At 59.6% G+C, this 17,243-nt stretch carries 22 protein-coding genes and 1 pseudogene; 13 read left to right on the top strand and 10 right to left on the bottom strand.

All coding sequences use genetic code 11. The features are described from left to right. A pseudogene (locus tag AU074_RS12660) lies at positions 1-244 on the top strand (IS4 family transposase); the annotation flags it as partial. Positions 245-352: 108 nt separating this feature from the next. Here the strand turns inward: AU074_RS12660 and AU074_RS12655 are convergent. From AU074_RS12655 to AU074_RS12640, 4 genes are all read right to left on the bottom strand, one after another. Further along, the gene (locus tag AU074_RS12655; RefSeq protein ID WP_076015007.1) at positions 353-1,255 is read right to left on the bottom strand and encodes an alpha/beta fold hydrolase; all 903 of its coding nucleotides are present in this window, start codon (positions 1,253-1,255) and stop codon (positions 353-355) included. Continuing rightward, positions 1,255-2,037, bottom strand: coding sequence for a class II aldolase/adducin family protein (locus AU074_RS12650; protein WP_076015006.1), 783 nt, complete (start codon positions 2,035-2,037; stop codon positions 1,255-1,257). Before AU074_RS12650 ends, AU074_RS12655 begins: the two co-directional genes overlap by 1 nt. Positions 2,038-2,202: 165 nt before the next feature. Further along, entirely contained in the window at positions 2,203-2,889 is a 687-nt protein-coding gene (locus AU074_RS12645; RefSeq protein ID WP_076015005.1) for an LrgB family protein, read from the bottom strand. Further along, positions 2,879-3,265, bottom strand: coding sequence for a CidA/LrgA family protein (locus tag AU074_RS12640; protein WP_076015004.1), 387 nt, complete (start codon positions 3,263-3,265; stop codon positions 2,879-2,881). Before AU074_RS12640 ends, AU074_RS12645 begins: the two co-directional genes overlap by 11 nt. Positions 3,266-3,364: 99 nt before the next feature. Between AU074_RS12640 and AU074_RS12635 the strand changes: the two genes are divergently transcribed. Continuing rightward, complete coding sequence (locus AU074_RS12635; protein ID WP_076015003.1) at positions 3,365-4,261, top strand: LysR substrate-binding domain-containing protein; 897 nt, start codon at positions 3,365-3,367, stop codon at positions 4,259-4,261. Here AU074_RS12635 and AU074_RS12630 read toward each other — a convergent pair. Continuing rightward, the gene (locus AU074_RS12630) at positions 4,242-4,697 is read right to left on the bottom strand and encodes a flavodoxin (RefSeq protein ID WP_003208486.1); all 456 of its coding nucleotides are present in this window, start codon (positions 4,695-4,697) and stop codon (positions 4,242-4,244) included. The two genes, AU074_RS12635 and AU074_RS12630, sit on opposite strands and share 20 nt — an antisense overlap. 113 nt (positions 4,698-4,810) lie before the next feature. Here AU074_RS12630 and AU074_RS12625 point away from each other — a divergent pair, with 113 nt between their 5' ends. After that, a complete protein-coding gene (locus tag AU074_RS12625) occupies positions 4,811-5,278 on the top strand; it encodes a PAS domain S-box protein (RefSeq protein WP_076015002.1) in 468 nt (155 codons plus the stop codon). A gap of 58 nt (positions 5,279-5,336) precedes the next feature. Further along, a complete protein-coding gene (locus AU074_RS12620; RefSeq protein WP_076015001.1) occupies positions 5,337-5,942 on the top strand; it encodes a hypothetical protein in 606 nt (201 codons plus the stop codon). Between the two features lie 2 nt (positions 5,943-5,944). Here AU074_RS12620 and AU074_RS12615 read toward each other — a convergent pair whose 3' ends face one another. Continuing rightward, entirely contained in the window at positions 5,945-6,901 is a 957-nt protein-coding gene (locus AU074_RS12615) for a MerR family transcriptional regulator (RefSeq protein ID WP_076015000.1), read from the bottom strand. 216 nt (positions 6,902-7,117) lie between these two features. Here AU074_RS12615 and AU074_RS12610 point away from each other — a divergent pair, with 216 nt between their 5' ends. Genes AU074_RS12610 through AU074_RS12585 form a run of 6 tightly spaced genes read left to right on the top strand, consistent with a single transcriptional unit; the run spans position 7,118 to position 10,055 of the window. Continuing rightward, entirely contained in the window at positions 7,118-7,678 is a 561-nt protein-coding gene (locus AU074_RS12610) for an antibiotic biosynthesis monooxygenase (protein WP_076014999.1), read from the top strand. Between the two features lie 57 nt (positions 7,679-7,735). Next, positions 7,736-8,446, top strand: a complete 711-nt coding sequence (folM, locus tag AU074_RS12605) for a dihydromonapterin reductase (protein WP_076014998.1) — start codon at positions 7,736-7,738, stop codon at positions 8,444-8,446. Positions 8,447-8,466: 20 nt separating this feature from the next. After that, positions 8,467-9,027, top strand: coding sequence for a GTP cyclohydrolase I FolE (gene folE / locus AU074_RS12600; protein ID WP_076014997.1), 561 nt, complete (start codon positions 8,467-8,469; stop codon positions 9,025-9,027). Positions 9,028-9,029: 2 nt separating this feature from the next. Then, a complete protein-coding gene (gene folX, locus AU074_RS12595; RefSeq protein WP_003208474.1) occupies positions 9,030-9,401 on the top strand; it encodes a dihydroneopterin triphosphate 2'-epimerase in 372 nt (123 codons plus the stop codon). 23 nt (positions 9,402-9,424) lie between these two features. Continuing rightward, complete coding sequence (locus AU074_RS12590; protein WP_008432302.1) at positions 9,425-9,721, top strand: DUF1244 domain-containing protein; 297 nt, start codon at positions 9,425-9,427, stop codon at positions 9,719-9,721. Further along, positions 9,714-10,055, top strand: coding sequence for a HopJ type III effector protein (locus AU074_RS12585; RefSeq protein WP_076014996.1), 342 nt, complete (start codon positions 9,714-9,716; stop codon positions 10,053-10,055). The genes AU074_RS12590 and AU074_RS12585 overlap by 8 nt, the downstream gene beginning before the upstream one ends. A gap of 182 nt (positions 10,056-10,237) precedes the next feature. Here AU074_RS12585 and trxB read toward each other — a convergent pair whose 3' ends face one another. Further along, positions 10,238-11,200, bottom strand: coding sequence for a thioredoxin-disulfide reductase (gene trxB / locus AU074_RS12580; RefSeq protein ID WP_063033099.1), 963 nt, complete (start codon positions 11,198-11,200; stop codon positions 10,238-10,240). Positions 11,201-11,493: 293 nt separating this feature from the next. Between trxB and cysZ the strand changes: the two genes are divergently transcribed. Further along, complete coding sequence (gene cysZ, locus AU074_RS12575; RefSeq protein WP_076014995.1) at positions 11,494-12,249, top strand: sulfate transporter CysZ; 756 nt, start codon at positions 11,494-11,496, stop codon at positions 12,247-12,249. A gap of 64 nt (positions 12,250-12,313) precedes the next feature. Beyond that, the gene (locus AU074_RS12570) at positions 12,314-13,492 is read left to right on the top strand and encodes a glycosyltransferase family 1 protein (protein ID WP_076014994.1); all 1,179 of its coding nucleotides are present in this window, start codon (positions 12,314-12,316) and stop codon (positions 13,490-13,492) included. Positions 13,493-14,512: 1,020 nt separating this feature from the next. Here the strand turns inward: AU074_RS12570 and AU074_RS12560 are convergent. The 3 genes from AU074_RS12560 to AU074_RS12550 form a co-directional block, all read right to left on the bottom strand. Continuing rightward, entirely contained in the window at positions 14,513-15,616 is a 1,104-nt protein-coding gene (locus AU074_RS12560; RefSeq protein ID WP_076014992.1) for an NADH:flavin oxidoreductase, read from the bottom strand. Positions 15,617-15,832: 216 nt separating this feature from the next. After that, entirely contained in the window at positions 15,833-16,315 is a 483-nt protein-coding gene (locus AU074_RS12555; RefSeq protein WP_076014991.1) for a glutathione peroxidase, read from the bottom strand. Positions 16,316-16,450: 135 nt separating this feature from the next. After that, entirely contained in the window at positions 16,451-16,936 is a 486-nt protein-coding gene (locus AU074_RS12550; RefSeq protein ID WP_003208457.1) for a peptidylprolyl isomerase, read from the bottom strand. Here AU074_RS12550 and AU074_RS12545 point away from each other — a divergent pair. Next, positions 16,905-17,243 (top strand): DUF3565 domain-containing protein, encoded by a 339-nt coding sequence (locus tag AU074_RS12545; protein WP_076014990.1) that lies wholly within the window; start codon positions 16,905-16,907, stop codon positions 17,241-17,243. The genes AU074_RS12550 and AU074_RS12545 overlap by 32 nt on opposite strands.

The following is a 17,243-nucleotide window of genomic DNA, read 5'->3' as shown; positions in this document are numbered from 1 at the left end:
CAGTGATTATCAAGGCTTGCAGATCGCATTGCCTGCGGAAAATTTCCCTCTTGAAAAGACCCCGCAAGGGCTGGCAGAGCGGTTGCTGGCCCTGGCGAGGTTGATCAAACCCAAGTCCGTCGCGAAAAGCCCTCGCGGTCCTAAAGTCGCCAAGCCCAAGGAATGGCTTGAAGGTAAGGCGGCACGGGCGCATGTCTCAACAGCTAGGGTGCTTAAGGCGGCCAAGTCGGATAAACGGACTTAAACATGGCTTTAAACGGGGCTTTAAACACAGACCTTGAAAGGGATGGCTGTAAGAGCGGAACCATAGGAGGCCGTGACCTAAATAACGGATATGCCCCCCATCAAAACCTCAAGAATAAGCCACCCGAGAAGCCCCCACCCCAAGCCCCTCCCGAAACGCCAGATAATGCTTCAACACCTGCACCGGCGCCTCAATCTGCGGATAGTGCCCAATATTCGCCAGCAACACCGCATCCGCATGCGGCACCAGTTCACGATAGCGCTGAACCATATGCCCCCCAGAAATCGGATCAACCTCCCCATCAATCACCCGCAACGGCACCTCCCCCCGCTGCATCGCTTCCACCCATCGATCCCGCTGCTGCCTACGCTGAGGAATATACGCAATCAACTTGTGCAAAATCCGCGGCCCATCCTGGCTCTCGATCAAGCTCCAGAAATCATCCAACGCACTTTCACTGGGCCGGGTCGAAGGCCCAAAAATCTGCCCAAAACTGTTGGCCAACGCATTACGCCCAAACGCCCGCCCGATCATCCACCCCAACGGGCTCAGCAACAGCTTCTGAACCAACGCCGGACGATGCGTCTCCGGAAACAACCCACCGTTGAGAAACACACCACTGGCCATCTGAAACCGCCCTTCGTAATGCCGCGCCAACAGCTCCTGCGCAACACTGTCACCGTAATCATGGGCCAACACATGCACCGGCTGCTGCACCCAAAGATGCTCCAGCAACGCCTGCTGCAAATCCGCCTGCTCCAGCAGGCAATAGGTGTGATCCAACGGCTTGGCCGAATCGCCAAACCCCAGCATGTCGCACGCAATCACTTGATAGCGCTGGGCCAACGGCTGCCAGAGGTAATGCCAATCCCAACTGGCCGTCGGGAACCCATGGATCAGCAGCAAAGGCTCGCCCTGCCCCGCCACCCAATAACGAATGGTGCGGCCGCGAAACTCGAAGCTCTGGGCGCGCTGGCGCCAGATACGCAGCGGAATCTCGGCGAGTGGCATCAGCTTTTATACCCGGGGTCGAGTGCGTCGAGTTTGCGCAGCAGCGCCGGCCATGCCAGCGCGCCGCCCATGCCTTGGGCGCTTTTGGTAACCCCGGCGATCATCGCCCGGGCACCGGCCAATATCGGTGGTGCAATCGTGATCAATTCCGCACCACCATTCTGCGCCATCACCTGGATATCGCAGGTGCGCTGAAAGATGAACATCATCAGGAAGGTATCGGCGATGCTGCCACCGCAAGTCAGCAAGCCGTGGTTGTGCAGCATCAGGAAATTGTTTGCGCCAAGGTCGGCCTGCAAGCGGGCCTTTTCCTCGTGGTTCAGCGCCACGCCTTCGTAGGCGTGATAGGCCAGGCTGGACAGCACAAACAAGGACTGCTGGCTGATGGGCAATACGCCCTGCTTCTGCGCGGAAACAGCAATGCCGGAAGCGGTGTGGGTGTGCAGCACGCAGACCACGTCGTGGCGAACTTCGTGAACCGCGCTGTGGATGGTGTAGCCCGCCGGGTTGACCTCGTAGGGACTGTCCATCAGCTTGTTGCCGGCCTGGTCGACCTTCACCAGGCTCGATGCGGTGATCTCGTGGAACATCAGCCCATAAGGGTTGATCAGGAAGTCTTCGGTGCCCGGCACCTTGGCTGAGATATGGGTGAAAATCAGGTCGTCCCAACCGTGCATCGCTACCAGGCGATAGCACGCGGCGAGGTCGACGCGGGTCTGCCATTCGGCAGCGCTGACCTGATCTTTTACGCTGTGTGTCGATTGAACAGTGGCTAGGCTCACGGCAATGACCTCCTTGGCGCGCTTTATTATTTTTTTGAGTGAAGGGGCAATCCAGGCAGAAGGGCCAGTCTAGTCAGACGCCGAGGCTGCCGTAGTTGCATTGGCAGCCACCTTGATGACCGAGCGGGTCAGTCATGAGGATAGTTGCAACTCGCTCAAATTGCGTCAGAGAAGCGACGCCAATAAAGGCGCGGCAAACAGGTTGAGCAATCCGGTCAGCACCATCACCAGACCCGCCACCGAGCCTTCCTCGCCACCCACTTCATGGGCCCGGCTGACACCTGCGCCGTGAGCGCCCACGCCAAACAATGCGCCACGAGCCAACGGTGTGCGCAGCGGCAGCCACTTGAGCAACACGCCGCCGAGCATGGCGCCAAACACACCGGTGAACATCACGAATACGGCCGTCAGTTCCGGCACTCCGCCCAGGTCGGAAGACACCGGCATGGCGAACGGCGTGGTGATCGAACGGGGCACCAACGACATCGTCACCGAGCTGTCGAGCGCCAAGGCTTTGGCCAGGCCATACGAAGTGGCGATGGACGCCGCGCTGCCCGCCACCATCCCCAGCAACAACGCTGACCAGTGGCGTATCAGCAATTGGCGCTGTTGCCAGATCGGAATGGCGAATGCCACGGTGACCGGGCCCAGCACCAGCATCAGCCAGTGGGTGTCGGTGGAGTATTCGGCATAGGCAGTCTTCATCGGCACGGCCACCGCCAACAACAGCGCGGGCACCAGGATCAGCGGCGACAGCAGGTAACGCCCGGTGCGCAGGTAGATCCAGCGGCTGAAGGCGTAGGCGCCGAGGGTTAGCGCCAGCCAGAACATCGGCATCAGCTCAAGCTTCATGGCGCAACTTCCAACGGCAAACGAATTCCACGGTAAACGCGGTCACCAACATCACCGACAAGGTGCTGAAGCCGATCACCAGCATGATCCGCCAGCCGTCGTGCTTTACCAGGCCGCCGTAGTCCAGAAGGCTCATCAACGCAGGAATAAAGAACAGCAGCATCTCCGCCATCAGCACACCGGCACCCAATTGCAGAGCCGCCGGTTTTACCAGGCCGGTGGCGAAGGTCAGCAGCAACAGGCCCAGGCCGACCACGCCACCGGGAATAGGCCAGTTCAACCAGGCCGCCAGTTGGCAGCCCAGAAAGTAGATGGCCAGCAGGATGATCAGTTCAGCCAGCAACCGACCGACGAGTTTGAAAGTTAAACGTTTCATGAGCTTTGGGTCCTCGCAGGGCTTCTATTTTAAAGAGGCGCCTGGCATCCCCACAGCGAATTGTTAGACTGCAATCTATTCCAAACTGGAATCAGGTCGATGGAATTTAAACAGTTGCGCAGCTTTGTCGAAGTGATCCACCGCGGCGGTTTTACCCAAGCCGGCAAAACCCTGCACATCAGCCAGTCCGCTGTCAGCAAGCAGGTCGCGCAATTGGAACAAAGCCTGGGCACGCCGTTGCTGGATCGCCTGGGTTCGCAGATTCGCCTGACGGCGGCCGGGCAAGTGGTGTTGCAGCGGGCAGAGGCGATGCTGCGCCAGCAAGCCGAGTTGCTCAGCGAGCTGGATGACTTGAATCAGCTGACCCGTGGCGAACTGCGTATGGGCTTGCCGCAGTTGGGTGGCGACACGCTGTTTGCCGGGTTGTTTGCCGAATACCGCCGGCGCTATCCGAATGTCACGATTCAACTGCTGGAAGGCGGCAGCCGCAATATCGAGCAGGCAATCTTGAGTGGAGAACTGGAGGTGGGCGGTAGCTTGATGCCCAGCGACCCGGCGTTCGCCTGGCAGGCATTTTGTGATGAGCCGCTGGACGCCCTGCTGCCCATGGATCACCCGCTGGCCGATAACGCGCAAATCCGCCTGGAGGAATTGGCTGACACGCCGTTCCTGATGTACCAACGTAGTTTTGTATTGAACGACCGCCTGTTGCAGGCCTGTCAGCAACTGGGCTTTACCCCGAAGGAAAGCGGGCGCAGTGGCCAGGCGGATTTTCTCGCCGCATTGGTGGCCGCCGGCCAAGGCGTGGTGTTGTTGCCCAGCGTGGTAGCCCGTGGCCTGGTAAGGCCCGGCGTGGTGCGCTTGACGCTCAAGGCGCCGGAATACCTGCGCTGGGACATTGCCTTTATCTGGCGTGAGGGCGCCTATCTGTCGAAAGCCGCCCAGGCCTGGCTGGCATTGTTGCGAGAATTCCCGGTCAACCGCGCAGTGCAGTGACCAGTTCCGCCAGCCATGGCTCGGCGTCGGCTTCCGGGGTCACGCTTTCGCTGGCGTCCAGGCGCAGCATCGGCAGTACTTCATGCACGCCCAACTCTGCAAACAGCTCGCGCATTTGCTCGCCACCGCCGCAGAAGGTGTCGCCATAGCTGGCGTCGCCCAGGCCGATCACCGCGCCCGGCAGGCCACGCCAGGCAGCGGGCAATTGGTCGCGGATGGTCGAGTACAGCGGCTGCAGGTTGTCGGGCAACTCGCCCATGCCGGTGGTGGAAGTCACCGCCAAAAAAGCCTCGGGCGCGAAGCCCTGCACGTCAGCCAAGGTGGCACGCGGGTTGTGCCAGGCGTCGAAACCGGCAGCGTTGAGAATGCTTGCAGCGTGACGGGCGACTTCTTCAGCCGTGCCGTACACCGAGCCGGAAAGGATGGCGACTTTCATCAATCTGATCCTGTAACTGACTAAAAGCCTGGGATATTAACAGCTGGGGCCAGTGGAAAGGCTGCCAGCATGTCTTAAACTGCGAATTCCGAAGACAAGCCATGGACCGCTCAATGATTAACGCCAAGCTGATGCAACTGGTGATCAACGCCTCCAACGACGGCATCGTAATTGCCGAGCGCGAAGGCAAGGATATGCCACTGATTTACGTAAACCCGGCGTTCGAGCGCATGACCGGCTACACCCTCGACGAAATCCTCTATCAGGATTGCCGCTTCATGCAATCGGGAGACCGTGACCAGCCAGGGCTTATGGCGATTCGCGAAGCTTTGGAGAGCGGTGAGCCCTGCCGGGAAATCCTGCGCAATTACCGTAAGGATGGCACCCACTTCTGGAATGAGCTGTCGTTATCGACGGTTTACAACCCGGCCGACAAGCAGACCTACGTTGTCGGCGTGCAGAAAGATGTGACCGCTCAGGTCAAGGCCCAGCAGCGTGTCGCGCAATTGGAAGCCCAGTTGGCGGACCTCAGGGCGGAGCTTGAGGCACTCAAGGCGACGAGCGGATCTAACAAAAACTAGAAAACGCGGTCTTTAAAGAGATAATGGCGTTTTAATACCTTTTCCTTGAGCAAGATCAATGCAACGCGACGCGCTTTTGACGCAGGACGAGCTGGATTTTATTCAGACCATGCACCACAACCCGCAACTGAACGTGCGGGATGCGTCGTCGAGCCTGACGGTCAATGGCGGTGCGCAGATTCGTGATTTGCTCACCCGCTTGGCGGCTCACGACCATGTCACCCTCCAGGCACAATTCGATAACCAGCAAATGACCTTTCCGCTGCAATTAGTGGAAGACGAGTTTCATGCCGTGCATTTGCGCCTGGGTGTGCCGAGTATTTTCGAAGACGGCCCGATGATTCGCCCGTGGCGCCTGGCACTTGAAGAGCCGGTACCGCTGGAAAATATCAAGGGGCAGCCGAGTGCGCTGTGGGTGCATGAGGTGTCGTTCAAAGGGTTGCTGGTGGAAATTCGCGGGCGGGTCAAGGCGCCTAAAACCTTTTCCCTGTGGTTCAGCCCGTCCGGGTATGAGCGTATCTCGGTACGCGGCACGCTGGAGCGGGAAAATGCCCGAGGGTTGTTCGCCTATCGCCTAAGCCAGAGTGATGCGGATGAAACCGAGCGCCTGCGCCAGTTTATCCTGCAGCAACATCGCTTGTTCCACCCCGAAGTCCACGCCTGAATTCAGGTATCCAGGCCGCCGCGCAGAAACTGCTGCAGGCGGCGCTGCATCAATCGCCCTTCATTGCCCAAGCATCCGACCGGCGACCCCTTCAGTTGCTCCTGAGCCAATTCCGCCGCATCACCGGCTAACAAAAGCGGGCAGTCGATGGTCAGGGCAAGCCGCTCGAGGCGCCGGGGCAACTCACTGGTGGGCGAGTGATTGGAGAACACCACAAGGGCTTGGGGCTTGGTTTTTTCACAGACGAGTGTCAATTCATCCATCGGCTGGCCCACGGCCAAGACCTTGACCGCTAATTCGTCACCGCTCATCAGCAGGCCTGCGACGAGCAATTCCAGCTCCCGACATTCTCCCGCGATGGCCGCCAGCAGCACCCGCGGCGCCGCAGAGGCGCAGCCGGTTTGCAGGCGTTTCCAGGTGCGGCTGCGCAGGAACCCATCAAAAAACAGCCATTCGCTGGTCTGGCCAAAAAGTCCCTGGTGACGCAATAACTGCTGCCAGAGCGGCATCAGGATGTCCTGGAAAACCACGCTCACCGGGTAGGCTGCGAAAATTTGGCCATACAACCGGTCCAGTTGCCGATCGTCGAAGGCACCGACGGCCGTTCGCAACTGTTGCTGCCATTGGCTCCATTCATGTTCCGCACCGGCGGGTGCGACGGCTGCAACTTCGACTTGCTGATCATCCCGGGCGAGGATTTTCCCCACCTTGCTCACCGCCACACCGCGTTCGATCCAGTCAAGAATACGATGAACGGTGTCGATATCGGTGCGCGAATACAGGCGGTGCCCGCTTTCGGTGCGAACCGGCTGGATCAGCCCATACCGACGTTCCCAGGCACGTAGGGTGACGGGGTTGATGCCTGTCAATCTTGCCACTTCACGAATCGGGAATAACTCGTCGGAATCGGCGGGGTTGCCAAGCGTCATATGAGGGGATGGAGCAGTCATTACAGACATCAGCGCACTAAAAACACCGTAAGGAATTTGGATCCCATTTAACGCCCATACAGCTGTCCGTTTCAAGGTCTTCAGCCAGCCGACCAATGCCGCTGGTGTATTTTTTCAAAACAGGAATAATCCTTGCCTGTTTTTTCAACGTGGCTGCTTACCCCGCAGCTTCGTTCGTGCGCCACCTACCCGGCCAAGCGCACCTGATCCTTATGGAGATACACAATGTCTACCTCCCCCGTCACCCTGATGGTTGCGCGCCGCGTGGCCAAGGGTCGTTATGAAGAGTTGATGGCCTGGCTGCGCGAAGGCGAGCAATTGGCCACGGACTTTCCCGGTTACTTGGGCTCCGGCGTGCTTGCCCCGCCGCCCAACGATGATGAATTCCAGATTATTTTCCGCTTCGCCGACGAAAAGACCCTGCATGCCTGGGAGTTTTCCGCGTCTCGTAGTGCATGGCTCGGTCGTGGCAGTGAGCTGTTTGCTGCGCCCTCGGAGCATCGTGTACGCGGTATCGACGGCTGGTTTGGCGCCGCCGCCGCACGACCGCCACGCTGGAAGCAGGCCGTGGCCATCTGGCTGGCGTTTTTCCCGGTGTCGCTGCTGTTCAACTTCGGCCTTGAGCCGCTGCTCAGCGAGCTGGGTTTGTTGAGCCGTGTGCTGGTCAGCACCCTCGCGCTGACGCCGCTGATGGTTTACTTCTTTATTCCGTTGTCGACCCACCTGCTGGCCAACTGGCTGCATCCGGCTCCGGCCCGGGTAAAGGCCACCGAAGCCGCTGCTTGAGTACAAGGGAGGCCGCGCGCTGGTATAGTTTTAGCCTGCCAGCGACTCGAGCTTCCCATGTCTTCAACTCCCGCCCCGATCCTGATCACCGGTGCCGGCCAACGTGTCGGCCTGCATTGCGCCCTGCGCCTGCTGGACGAAGGGCAGCCGGTGATTTTCAGTTACCGCAGCGAACGTCCCGGCGTGCAGACCCTGCGCGAGCGGGGTGCGATTGGCGTGTTTGCCGACTTTTCCTGCGAGGCAGGTATTCTCGCCTTCATCGACGAGCTGAAGACGCACACCCAGAGCCTGCGCGCGATCATCCATAATGCGTCGGCCTGGGAGGCGGAAACGCCCGGGGACGAGAGCCGCGCCTTTACCGACATGTTCAGCGTGCACATGCTTGCGCCGTACCTGATCAACCTGCATTGTGCTTACCTGCTGCAAAGCTCCACGCCTGCGGATATCGTGCACATCAGCGATGACGTGACCCGCAAGGGCAGCCGCCAGCACATTGCCTACTGCGCCACCAAGGCCGGGCTCGACAGCCTGACCTTGTCGTTTGCCGCGCAACTTGCACCGACAATCAAGGTGAACGGCATTGCCCCGGCGATGGTGATGTTCAACGAGGGCGACGACGCGGCCTACCGCGCCAAGGTCCTGGCCAAGGCGGCACTGGGTATCGAACCCGGCCCCGAGGTGATTTACCAGAGCGTGCGTTACCTGCTGGATAACCCGTATGTCACCGGTACCACCCTGACCGTCAACGGCGGGCGGCATATCAAGTAAGCCGTTTGCGAGGATGTTGTATGACTTTGTCCCTGCCCCACCATTACCGCGAGATCCTCAAGGGCCTGGGCGAAGACCCGGAGCGCGAAGGTTTGCTCGACACGCCGAAGCGGGCCGCCAAGGCCATGCAGTACCTGTGTCATGGTTACGAGCAGAACCTGGAGGAAATCGTCAACGGTGCGCTGTTCGCCTCCGACAACGACGAGATGGTGATCCTCAAGGACATCGAGCTGTATTCGCTGTGCGAGCATCACCTGCTGCCCTTTATCGGCAAGGCCCATGTGGCCTATATTCCGACCGGCAAGGTCCTCGGCCTGTCGAAGCTGGCGCGGATCGTCGACATGTTCGCCCGGCGCCTGCAGATCCAGGAGAATCTCACGCGGGAAATCGCCGACGCTATCCAGGAAGTCACTCAAGCAGCAGGTGTGGCGGTAGTGATCGAAGCCAAGCACATGTGCATGATGATGCGCGGCGTGGAAAAACAGAACTCAACCATGAACACCTCGGTGATGCTCGGCGCGTTCCGCGAGTCGAACACCACGCGCATGGAGTTCCTGCAACTGATTGGACGGAGCAAGTAGCAATGCCACAACTTCAGCCAGGCATGGCGCGCATCCGGGTCAAAGACCTGTGCCTGCGCACGTTTATCGGGATCAACGAGGATGAAATCCTCAACAAGCAGGATGTGTTGATCAACCTGACCATCCTGTATGCCGCCCAGGAAGCCGTACGCGACAACGACATCGACCACGCGCTGAACTACCGCACCATCACCAAGGCGATCATCGCCCATGTGGAAGGCAACCGCTTCGCCCTGCTGGAGCGCCTGACCCAGGAGATCCTCGACCTGGTGATGAGCAATACGTCGGTGCTGTACGCCGAAGTCGAAGTCGACAAACCCCATGCGTTGCGTTTTGCCGAATCGGTGTCGATCACCCTGGCGGCCAGTCGCTAACCCTTACCTTTGCAGTGAGTACCATGAACGATCAACAACGCCTCGAACTCGAAGCCGCCGCCTTCCGCCGGCTGGTGGCCCACCTGGACAGCCGCAAGGATGTGCAGAACATCGACCTGATGAACCTCTCAGGCTTCTGCCGCAACTGCTTGTCCAAGTGGTACAAGGCCGAGGCCGACGAGCGCCAGATTGAGCTGAGCCTCGATGACGCCCGTGAAGTGGTGTACGGCATGCCGTACGCCGAGTGGAAAGCCCAATACCAGCAAGAAGCCAGTGCCGAACAGCAAGCGGCATTCGCCAAAGGAAAAACCCATGACTGACCTGAACACCCTGCGCGCCAGCCTCAACAGCGGCGAACACGCTTTCGCCGACACCCTGGCTTTTGTTGCCGCCGGTTACGACTACCAGCCACAAGCCTTCACCAACGCCAGCGTGGAAAACGCCGCCGGGCAGAACGAAGGATCGTGCAAGACCCTGGGCCTGGCACTGCTGGAAGGCTTTAGCGACCAGGAAGCGCTGTTGGCGTTTGGCGAGCATTACCGTTCGGTGCTGGCCACGCCTGAAGGCAGTGACCACGGCAACATTCGTGCGTTGATCGAGCATGGGTTGGCGGGTGTGAAGTTTGCCGCACAGCCACTGACCCGCAAATCCTGAGTCAGGCATAGATCAAAATGTGGGAGCGGGCTTGCTCGCGAATGCGGTGTATCAGTCACCAGATGTATTGCCTGACACTCTGCATTCGCGAGCAAGCCCGCTCCCACATTTGAGCTGCGGTGTTGCATAAATCGCAGACGTAAAAAAACCGGCCTCGCAGCCGGTTTTTTTGTTTCAGCGGTTTAGAACGCAGCGTCTTTCAAACCGTCGAGGTAACGCTCGGCATCCAATGCCGCCATGCAGCCAGCCCCAGCGGAGGTGATCGCCTGGCGGTAGACGTGGTCAGCCACGTCACCGGCAGCGAAGATACCTTCGATGTTGGTGGCCGTCGCGTTGCCTTCACGGCCGCCCTGCACGATCAGGTAACCGTCTTTTGCATCCAGCACGCCTTCGAACAACGAGGTGTTCGGGGTGTGGCCGATGGCGATGAACACGCCGTCGACCTTCAGTTCGTCGAAGCTGCCGTCGTTGTTCTTCAGGCGAGCACCGGTCACGCCCATGTTGTCACCCAGGACTTCATCCAGGGTGGCGTTGAGCTTGAGGATGATCTTGCCTTCGGCAACGCGGGCATGCAGCTTGTCGATCAGGATCTTCTCGGCGCGGAAGGTCTCGCGGCGGTGAACCAGGGTCACGGTGCTGGCGATGTTGGCCAGGTACAGCGCCTCTTCCACCGCGGTATTGCCGCCACCGACCACAGCCACTGGCTTGTTGCGGTAGAAGAAACCGTCGCAGGTCGCGCAGGCGGAAACACCCTTGCCCATGAACGCTTCTTCTGACGGCAGGCCCAGGTAACGAGCGCTGGCGCCGGTGGCGATGATCAGCGCGTCACAGGTGTACACACCGCTGTCGCCGGTCAGGCTGTATGGCTTTTTCGAGAAGTCGACCGCGTTGATGTGATCAAACACGATTTCGGTTTCGAAACGCTCGGCGTGTTCTTTCATGCGTTCCATCAGCACCGGGCCGGTCAGGCCGTGAACGTCGCCTGGCCAGTTGTCGACTTCGGTGGTGGTGGTCAACTGACCGCCCGCTTGCATGCCGGTGATCAGCAGCGGCTTGAGGTTGGCGCGGGCAGCGTAGACGGCAGCGCTGTAACCGGCAGGGCCGGAACCGAGAATAATCACTCGCGAATGACGGGTATCAGACATGACTCACTCCTATCGACCGCCCGGACTACAGAACGGCTGGAATAAAAAAGGACCGCGAAGCACTTGGGGAAGGCTTGAACTCGCAGATCCTGAAAATAATGGGTGCAGCGTATAGAGGGAGGCAAGATTAAGGAAATACGGAATAACAATCCAGCTCATAGGTGGTCTCTATCCCGTGCCCTCTATTAATCGACACCTTTGTTACCGTTAATGTCGCGACGCGGGCCGTGCTTTCCCGGTACTCCCAAAGCCGGTAAGGTCGGCGCGTTCGCCCCCATTGCCCGGAGTTATCCATGCCCGCCCCCGTTCTTTCAGGCCCACAGTACCTGCGCGAAGGCCTCAAACTGGTACTCAGCCCTGGCTTGCGCCTGTTTGTGCTGCTGCCACTGGCGATCAACCTGATCCTGTTCGTCGGATTGATCTACTTCGCCGGCCATCAGTTCAGCCTGTGGGTCGACACGCTGATGCCGACGCTGCCGAGTTGGCTGAGCTTTCTCAATTATCTGCTGTGGCCTTTATTCGTGGTGCTGGTGGTGCTGATGGTGTTTTTCACCTTCACCATGCTCGCCAATATCATCGCCGCGCCGTTCAACGGCTTTCTGTCGGAAAAAGTCGAAGTGGTGGTGCGCGGCACCGATGACTTCCCGGCATTCAGCTGGGCCGAACTGGCGGCCATGGTCCCGCGTACCCTGGCCCGGGAAATGCGCAAACTGGGCTACTTCCTGCCACGGGCCATCGGCCTGTTTATCCTGTCGTTCATCCCGGTGGTCAACCTGGTGGCCGCGCCGCTGTGGCTGCTGTTCGGCGTGTGGATGATGGCGATCCAGTACATCGACTACCCGGCGGACAACCACAAGCTGGGCTGGAACGAAATGCTCGCCTGGCTGCGCCAGAAGCGCTGGCAGAGCATGAGTTTTGGCGGCATCGTTTACCTGGTGCTGCTGGTGCCGGTGGTGAACCTGCTGATGATGCCGGCGGCGGTGGCCGGGGCGACGTTGTTCTGGGTGCGTGAGCAAGGCGCCGAGGCGATGGCCGTTAAAAAGGCCTGAGCCGTCACAAATCCATCATCCAAAAGACACAATGACGACATGGCCCACACCGACACTGTGGGTCATGACGACAGCTTCGCTCCACATCACCCTGATTACCGAAACCTTCCCGCCCGAGATCAACGGGGTGGCCAATACCCTTGGCCGCCTGTGTGACGGTTTGCGCGCGCGCGGGCATCAAGTCGAACTGGTTCGCCCGCGCCAGGGCAGCGACCAGAGCCGGCCCAGCGACGACGGCCTGATGCTTTGCCGGGGTTGGCCGTTGCCGGGTTATCCGGGGCTGCAATGGGGCCAGTCGTCGATGCACAAGTTGTTGCGGCGCTGGACCCGCCAGCGCCCGGATGTGCTGTACATCGCCACCGAAGGGCCGTTGGGTTTGTCCGCACTCAGGGCGGCGCGGCGCTTGGGGATCAGCGTGGTGAGTGGCTTCCACACCAACTTCCAGCAGTATTCCAACCAGTACGGCCTGGGCATGTTGAGCCGGGCGTTGACCCACTATCTGCGCTGGTTCCATAACCGTTCGACCCTGACCCTGGTGCCCAGCGCCAGCCAACGCATGGAGCTCGAGCGGCGCCACTTCGAGCGCCTGGGCATGCTTGCGCGAGGTGTCGACAGCCAGCTGTTTCATCCGGCCAAACGCGATAATGCGCTGCGTGAAAGTTGGGCACTGACCAGTGAGCAAACTGCGGTGTTGCATGTGGGCCGCCTGGCCCAGGAAAAAAACCTCGGGTTGCTCAAGCGCTGCTTTGAAACGCTGCAGGACACCTACCCACTGCGCCAGATGAAACTGATCATCGTCGGTGACGGCCCACAACGGGCGATGCTGGAAAAGGAACTGCCGGAGGCGATTTTCTGCGGCACCCTGCGCGGTGAAGAGTTGGCCAGGCATTACGCATCCGGGGATGTGTTCCTGTTCCCCAGCCTGACTGAAACCTTCGGCAACGTGGTGCTGGAAGCCATGGCGTCAGGGTTGGGTGTAGTGGCGTACGACCAGGCGGCCGCGACCCAGCATATTCGCCATGGCTACAGTGGCGTGCTGGCAATGCCGGGGGATGAGGAGGCGTTTTGCGATGCCGCGAACTGGCTGTTGGAAGAGCGCGAGAGTTTACGGCGGGTGCGGCTCAATGCCCGGCAACACGCCAGCCGTCAAGGTTGGCCAGCGATTGTCGAACAGTTTGAGATTCAGTTACGAGGTGTGTGTGGGGCCCACTTGCCCGTTACACCTGCACCTGTGACGCGATGATTAGACGACAAGGAAAGTCAGCAACTTTACCAACTCGTTCTGCTATCCCCTGAGTTACGCGGCCTGCCCTGAAAAAAAGCCTCAGCCGCACCGAAAAGCGCAGTTTCATGACTGAATATATCGGGAACGCGACCTTACGGGTTACCCACCCAAGTGACGCCTACTTATCAAAGAGGCGCCAGCTTGGGCATGGGAAAAATCCCAAAACAAGCGGGGAAAATCTATAAGCAACAACCCAATATAGAGATCAACGATGTTTATACTGAATCACGTATCAAACCCTGCCAGCGTTACTCGCTTTGAAAACCCCACGCAAGCGCAACAGCCTTCCGGCAAACAGCCAATGTCAGGGTGGGACCGACAGGATACCCAACCGAGTGGAAACGCCTGGCAACCCGCACCGCCGGATGATCGCGGCAGACGTTCCAAGTGCTCACCCGCTCGCCCTGCGCAACCCGGCAGCGGGAATCCTGCACGCCCACGGCCCGACTACGGCGCGAATCCCGCACGCCCGCAACCCGATTACGGCGMAAATCCCGCACGCCCACGRCCCGAYTACGGCGCAAATCCYGCACGCCCGCAACCCGACTACGGCGCAAATCCCGCACGCCCGCAACCCGACTACGGCGCAAATCCCGCACGCCCGCAACCCGACTACGGCGCAAATCCCGCACGCCCGCRWCCCGAYTACGGCGCAAATCCCGCACGCCCACGGCCTGAAAACGGCGGATACCCTGCTCACCTCAGCAGAAACAACCAGCAACCGCTGTTGCGCAATCACAGCCTTCAAGCCGACGAGCAATCGTCACAATCGCGATTCATGCCTGCACACCAGGCGAATTCCGCCTATGACAGTTATTCCGAGCGCCAACCGTCCGCACTCACAGGCCGGCGCCCTTTTACGTAAACCTCATGACATCCCCACTATGGGGGTAGATGGCTCATTTACGACCTGAAAATCACAGGGAGCCGGGTATCCGGCTTCCTGTCAGAAACCTTGTTGAAAGCGCAGAATCGCGCTCAAACAAGGGTCGTCAACGCCTCACGACTAAACGGCAAGATGTCGCCCTCACGCCCTTCGCGCACTTTGAGCGCCCAATCCGGGTCCACCAGCAACGCACGGCCAACCGCCACCAGATCAAACTCGTCGTTGTTCAGGCGCTCCAGCAGGTTTTCCAGGCTGGCCGGTTGCGCAATCTTGTCGGTGTTGACCATGAACTGCAGGAACTCACCATCCAGGCCGACGCTGCCCACAGTGATGGTCGGCTTGCCGGTGAGCTTGCGGGTCCAGCCAGCCAGGTTCAGTTCGGAGCCTTCGAATTCCGGCTCCCAGAAACGGCGGGTGGAGCAGTGGAAAATATCCACGCCGGCATCAGACAGCGGCTTGAGGAATTCACCCAGCGCTTGCGGGGTTTGCACCAGGCGCGCGGTGTAGTCCTGCTGCTTCCACTGGGAGAAACGCAAGATGATCGGGAAGTCCGGGCCCACGGCAGCGCGGATGGCCTGGATCAATTCGATGGCAAAGCGCGAACGGTTGGCCAGGCTGCCGCCGTATTCGTCGGTGCGCAGGTTGGTGCCTTCCCAGAAGAACTGGTCCACCAGGTAACCGTGTGCGCCGTGGATTTCCACGCCGTCCATGCCGATGCTCTGGGCATCCTTGGCGGCTTGGGCGAACGCGGCGATCACGTCCTTGATGTCTTGCACGGTCATGCCGTGGACGACGACGTTGCCGTCCTTGAGTTTTTCGGTGGGGCCGTAAGCCGGGACGCTGGCATCCGGCTCGGTGCCGATGCGCCGTACGCTACCCACATGCCACAGTTGCGGGACGATCTTGCCGCCTTCGGCGTGCACCGCGTCGACCACTTTTTTCCAGCCGGCCAGGGCGGCCTCACCGTAGAAATGCGGGACGTTCGGGTAGCCGTTGGAGGCGGGGTGACCGACCACGGTGCCTTCGGTGATGATCAGGCCGACACCGGCAGCGGCGCGACGGCGGTAGTACTCGATCACTTTGGAGTTAGGCACGCCACCCGGGGAGAACGAACGGGTCATCGGCGCCATCACCACGCGTGTCGGCAGTTGCAGTGCGCCGAGCTGGAACGGTTTGAACAAGGCTTGGACAGGCATGGGAGCACTCCACGGAAGACAAATTTATGATGTGGATAATATGGAGTGCGAAAAGCGCTGAACAGCACTATTGATTATGGTGATTAAGGGGTAAAAGCGCGGGATTACTGTAGGAGCGAGCTGGCTCGCGAAAAACCTGAGGACGCCGCGTTAAATCAAATTCCCCGCGTCATCGTTAACGTCCATCGCGAGCAAGCTCGCTCCTACAGTTGTAAGTCAGCTCAAGGCTTTTTCGATTGCCTGCACGATGGTGGGATCATCCGGCGGTGTACGCGGTGAGAAACGCGCCAGGACCCGGCCGTCTTTACCCAGCAGGAATTTTTCGAAGTTCCAGGTAATGTCCCCGGGAAATTCGGCGCCCTCGCCCGCCAGCAATCGATACAGTTGGTGGCGATCGTGACCATTCACGTCGAGCTTGCTGCCCAGGGGAAAGGTCACGCCGTAGTTGAGGCTGCAGAATTCCTGGATTTCTTCTTCAGTACCCGGTTCCTGCCCGGCAAATTGATTGCACGGCAACCCGAGTACGGTGAAACCCTGGCTTTTGTATTGCTGATAGAGGTTTTCCAGCGCGGCGTACTGTGGTGTCAAACCACATTTGGAGGCGACGTTGACCACCAGCACGACTTGCCCCTTGAAGGGCGCCAGAGGCAGCTCCTGACCATCCAGGGCTTTGAGTTTAAGGTCGTGGAAAGCACTCATGACGAACTCCAGATATCCTATGTTCTTTGTAACGGCCATTCGAGATTACAGCCGCCAAGTCGGCAAGAATAGCCGCCAAATGAAAAAGGCGCCCGAAGGCGCCTTTTTCCAACTGACAGAGCGTCGCTCTATCAATTAATGGTGGTGACCACCTTCGCCGTGCACGTGGCCGTGGGCCACTTCTTCCTGGGAAGCGTCACGGATAGCGACGATCTTCACCTGGAAGTTCAGGCGCTGGCCCGCCAGCGGGTGGTTGCCGTCGACGGTCACGTCGTCGCCGTCCAGGTCGCGGATAGTGACGATCTGCATCTGGCCGTCCGGAGCGGAAGCGTGGAACTGCATGCCCACTTCCAGCTCGTCAACGCCTTCGAACATGCTGCGGCTCAGGGTGCTGACCAGTTCGGCAGCGTATTCGCCGTAGGCATCTTCAGGTTCTACGGCAACGGTCAGTTCGTCACCGACCTCTTTGCCTTCCAGAGCCTTTTCCAGGCCCGGGATGATGTTACCTGCACCTTGCAGGTAGACCAGCGGCGCGCCGCCGGCAGAACTGTCGATGACCTCACCAGCGTCGTTGGTCAGGGTATAGTCAATGGAGACAGCCTTATTGGCGGCGATCGGCATGGGGCGAGACCTTTTGCAGAAGAATGAAGAACGGACAAGTCTAAACAAGGATTTGCCCGAAAGCGAACACAACCCGGACGGACGGGGTCGAACAACTGACCCGACGGTCGTCGGATTTCACCAGGACGAAGACCAGCACTGGGTCGTCGACCTTTCCTGCGGCCACACCCAGCACCTGCGCCACCAGCCACCCTGGCAATCCCGCGCCTGGGTCACGGACCCGGCACAACGCCTTGAAAAAATAGACAAGCCCTTTAGGTGCGGCTGGTGTGCGCAAGGCTCAGATAGAGATAACCTTGGCACCTGA

The sequence above is a fragment of the Pseudomonas sp. ATCC PTA-122608 genome (genome assembly GCF_001952855.1).
Lineage (GTDB): Bacteria > Pseudomonadota > Gammaproteobacteria > Pseudomonadales > Pseudomonadaceae > Aquipseudomonas.
This window is presented reverse-complemented; position numbering and strand designations above follow the sequence as displayed.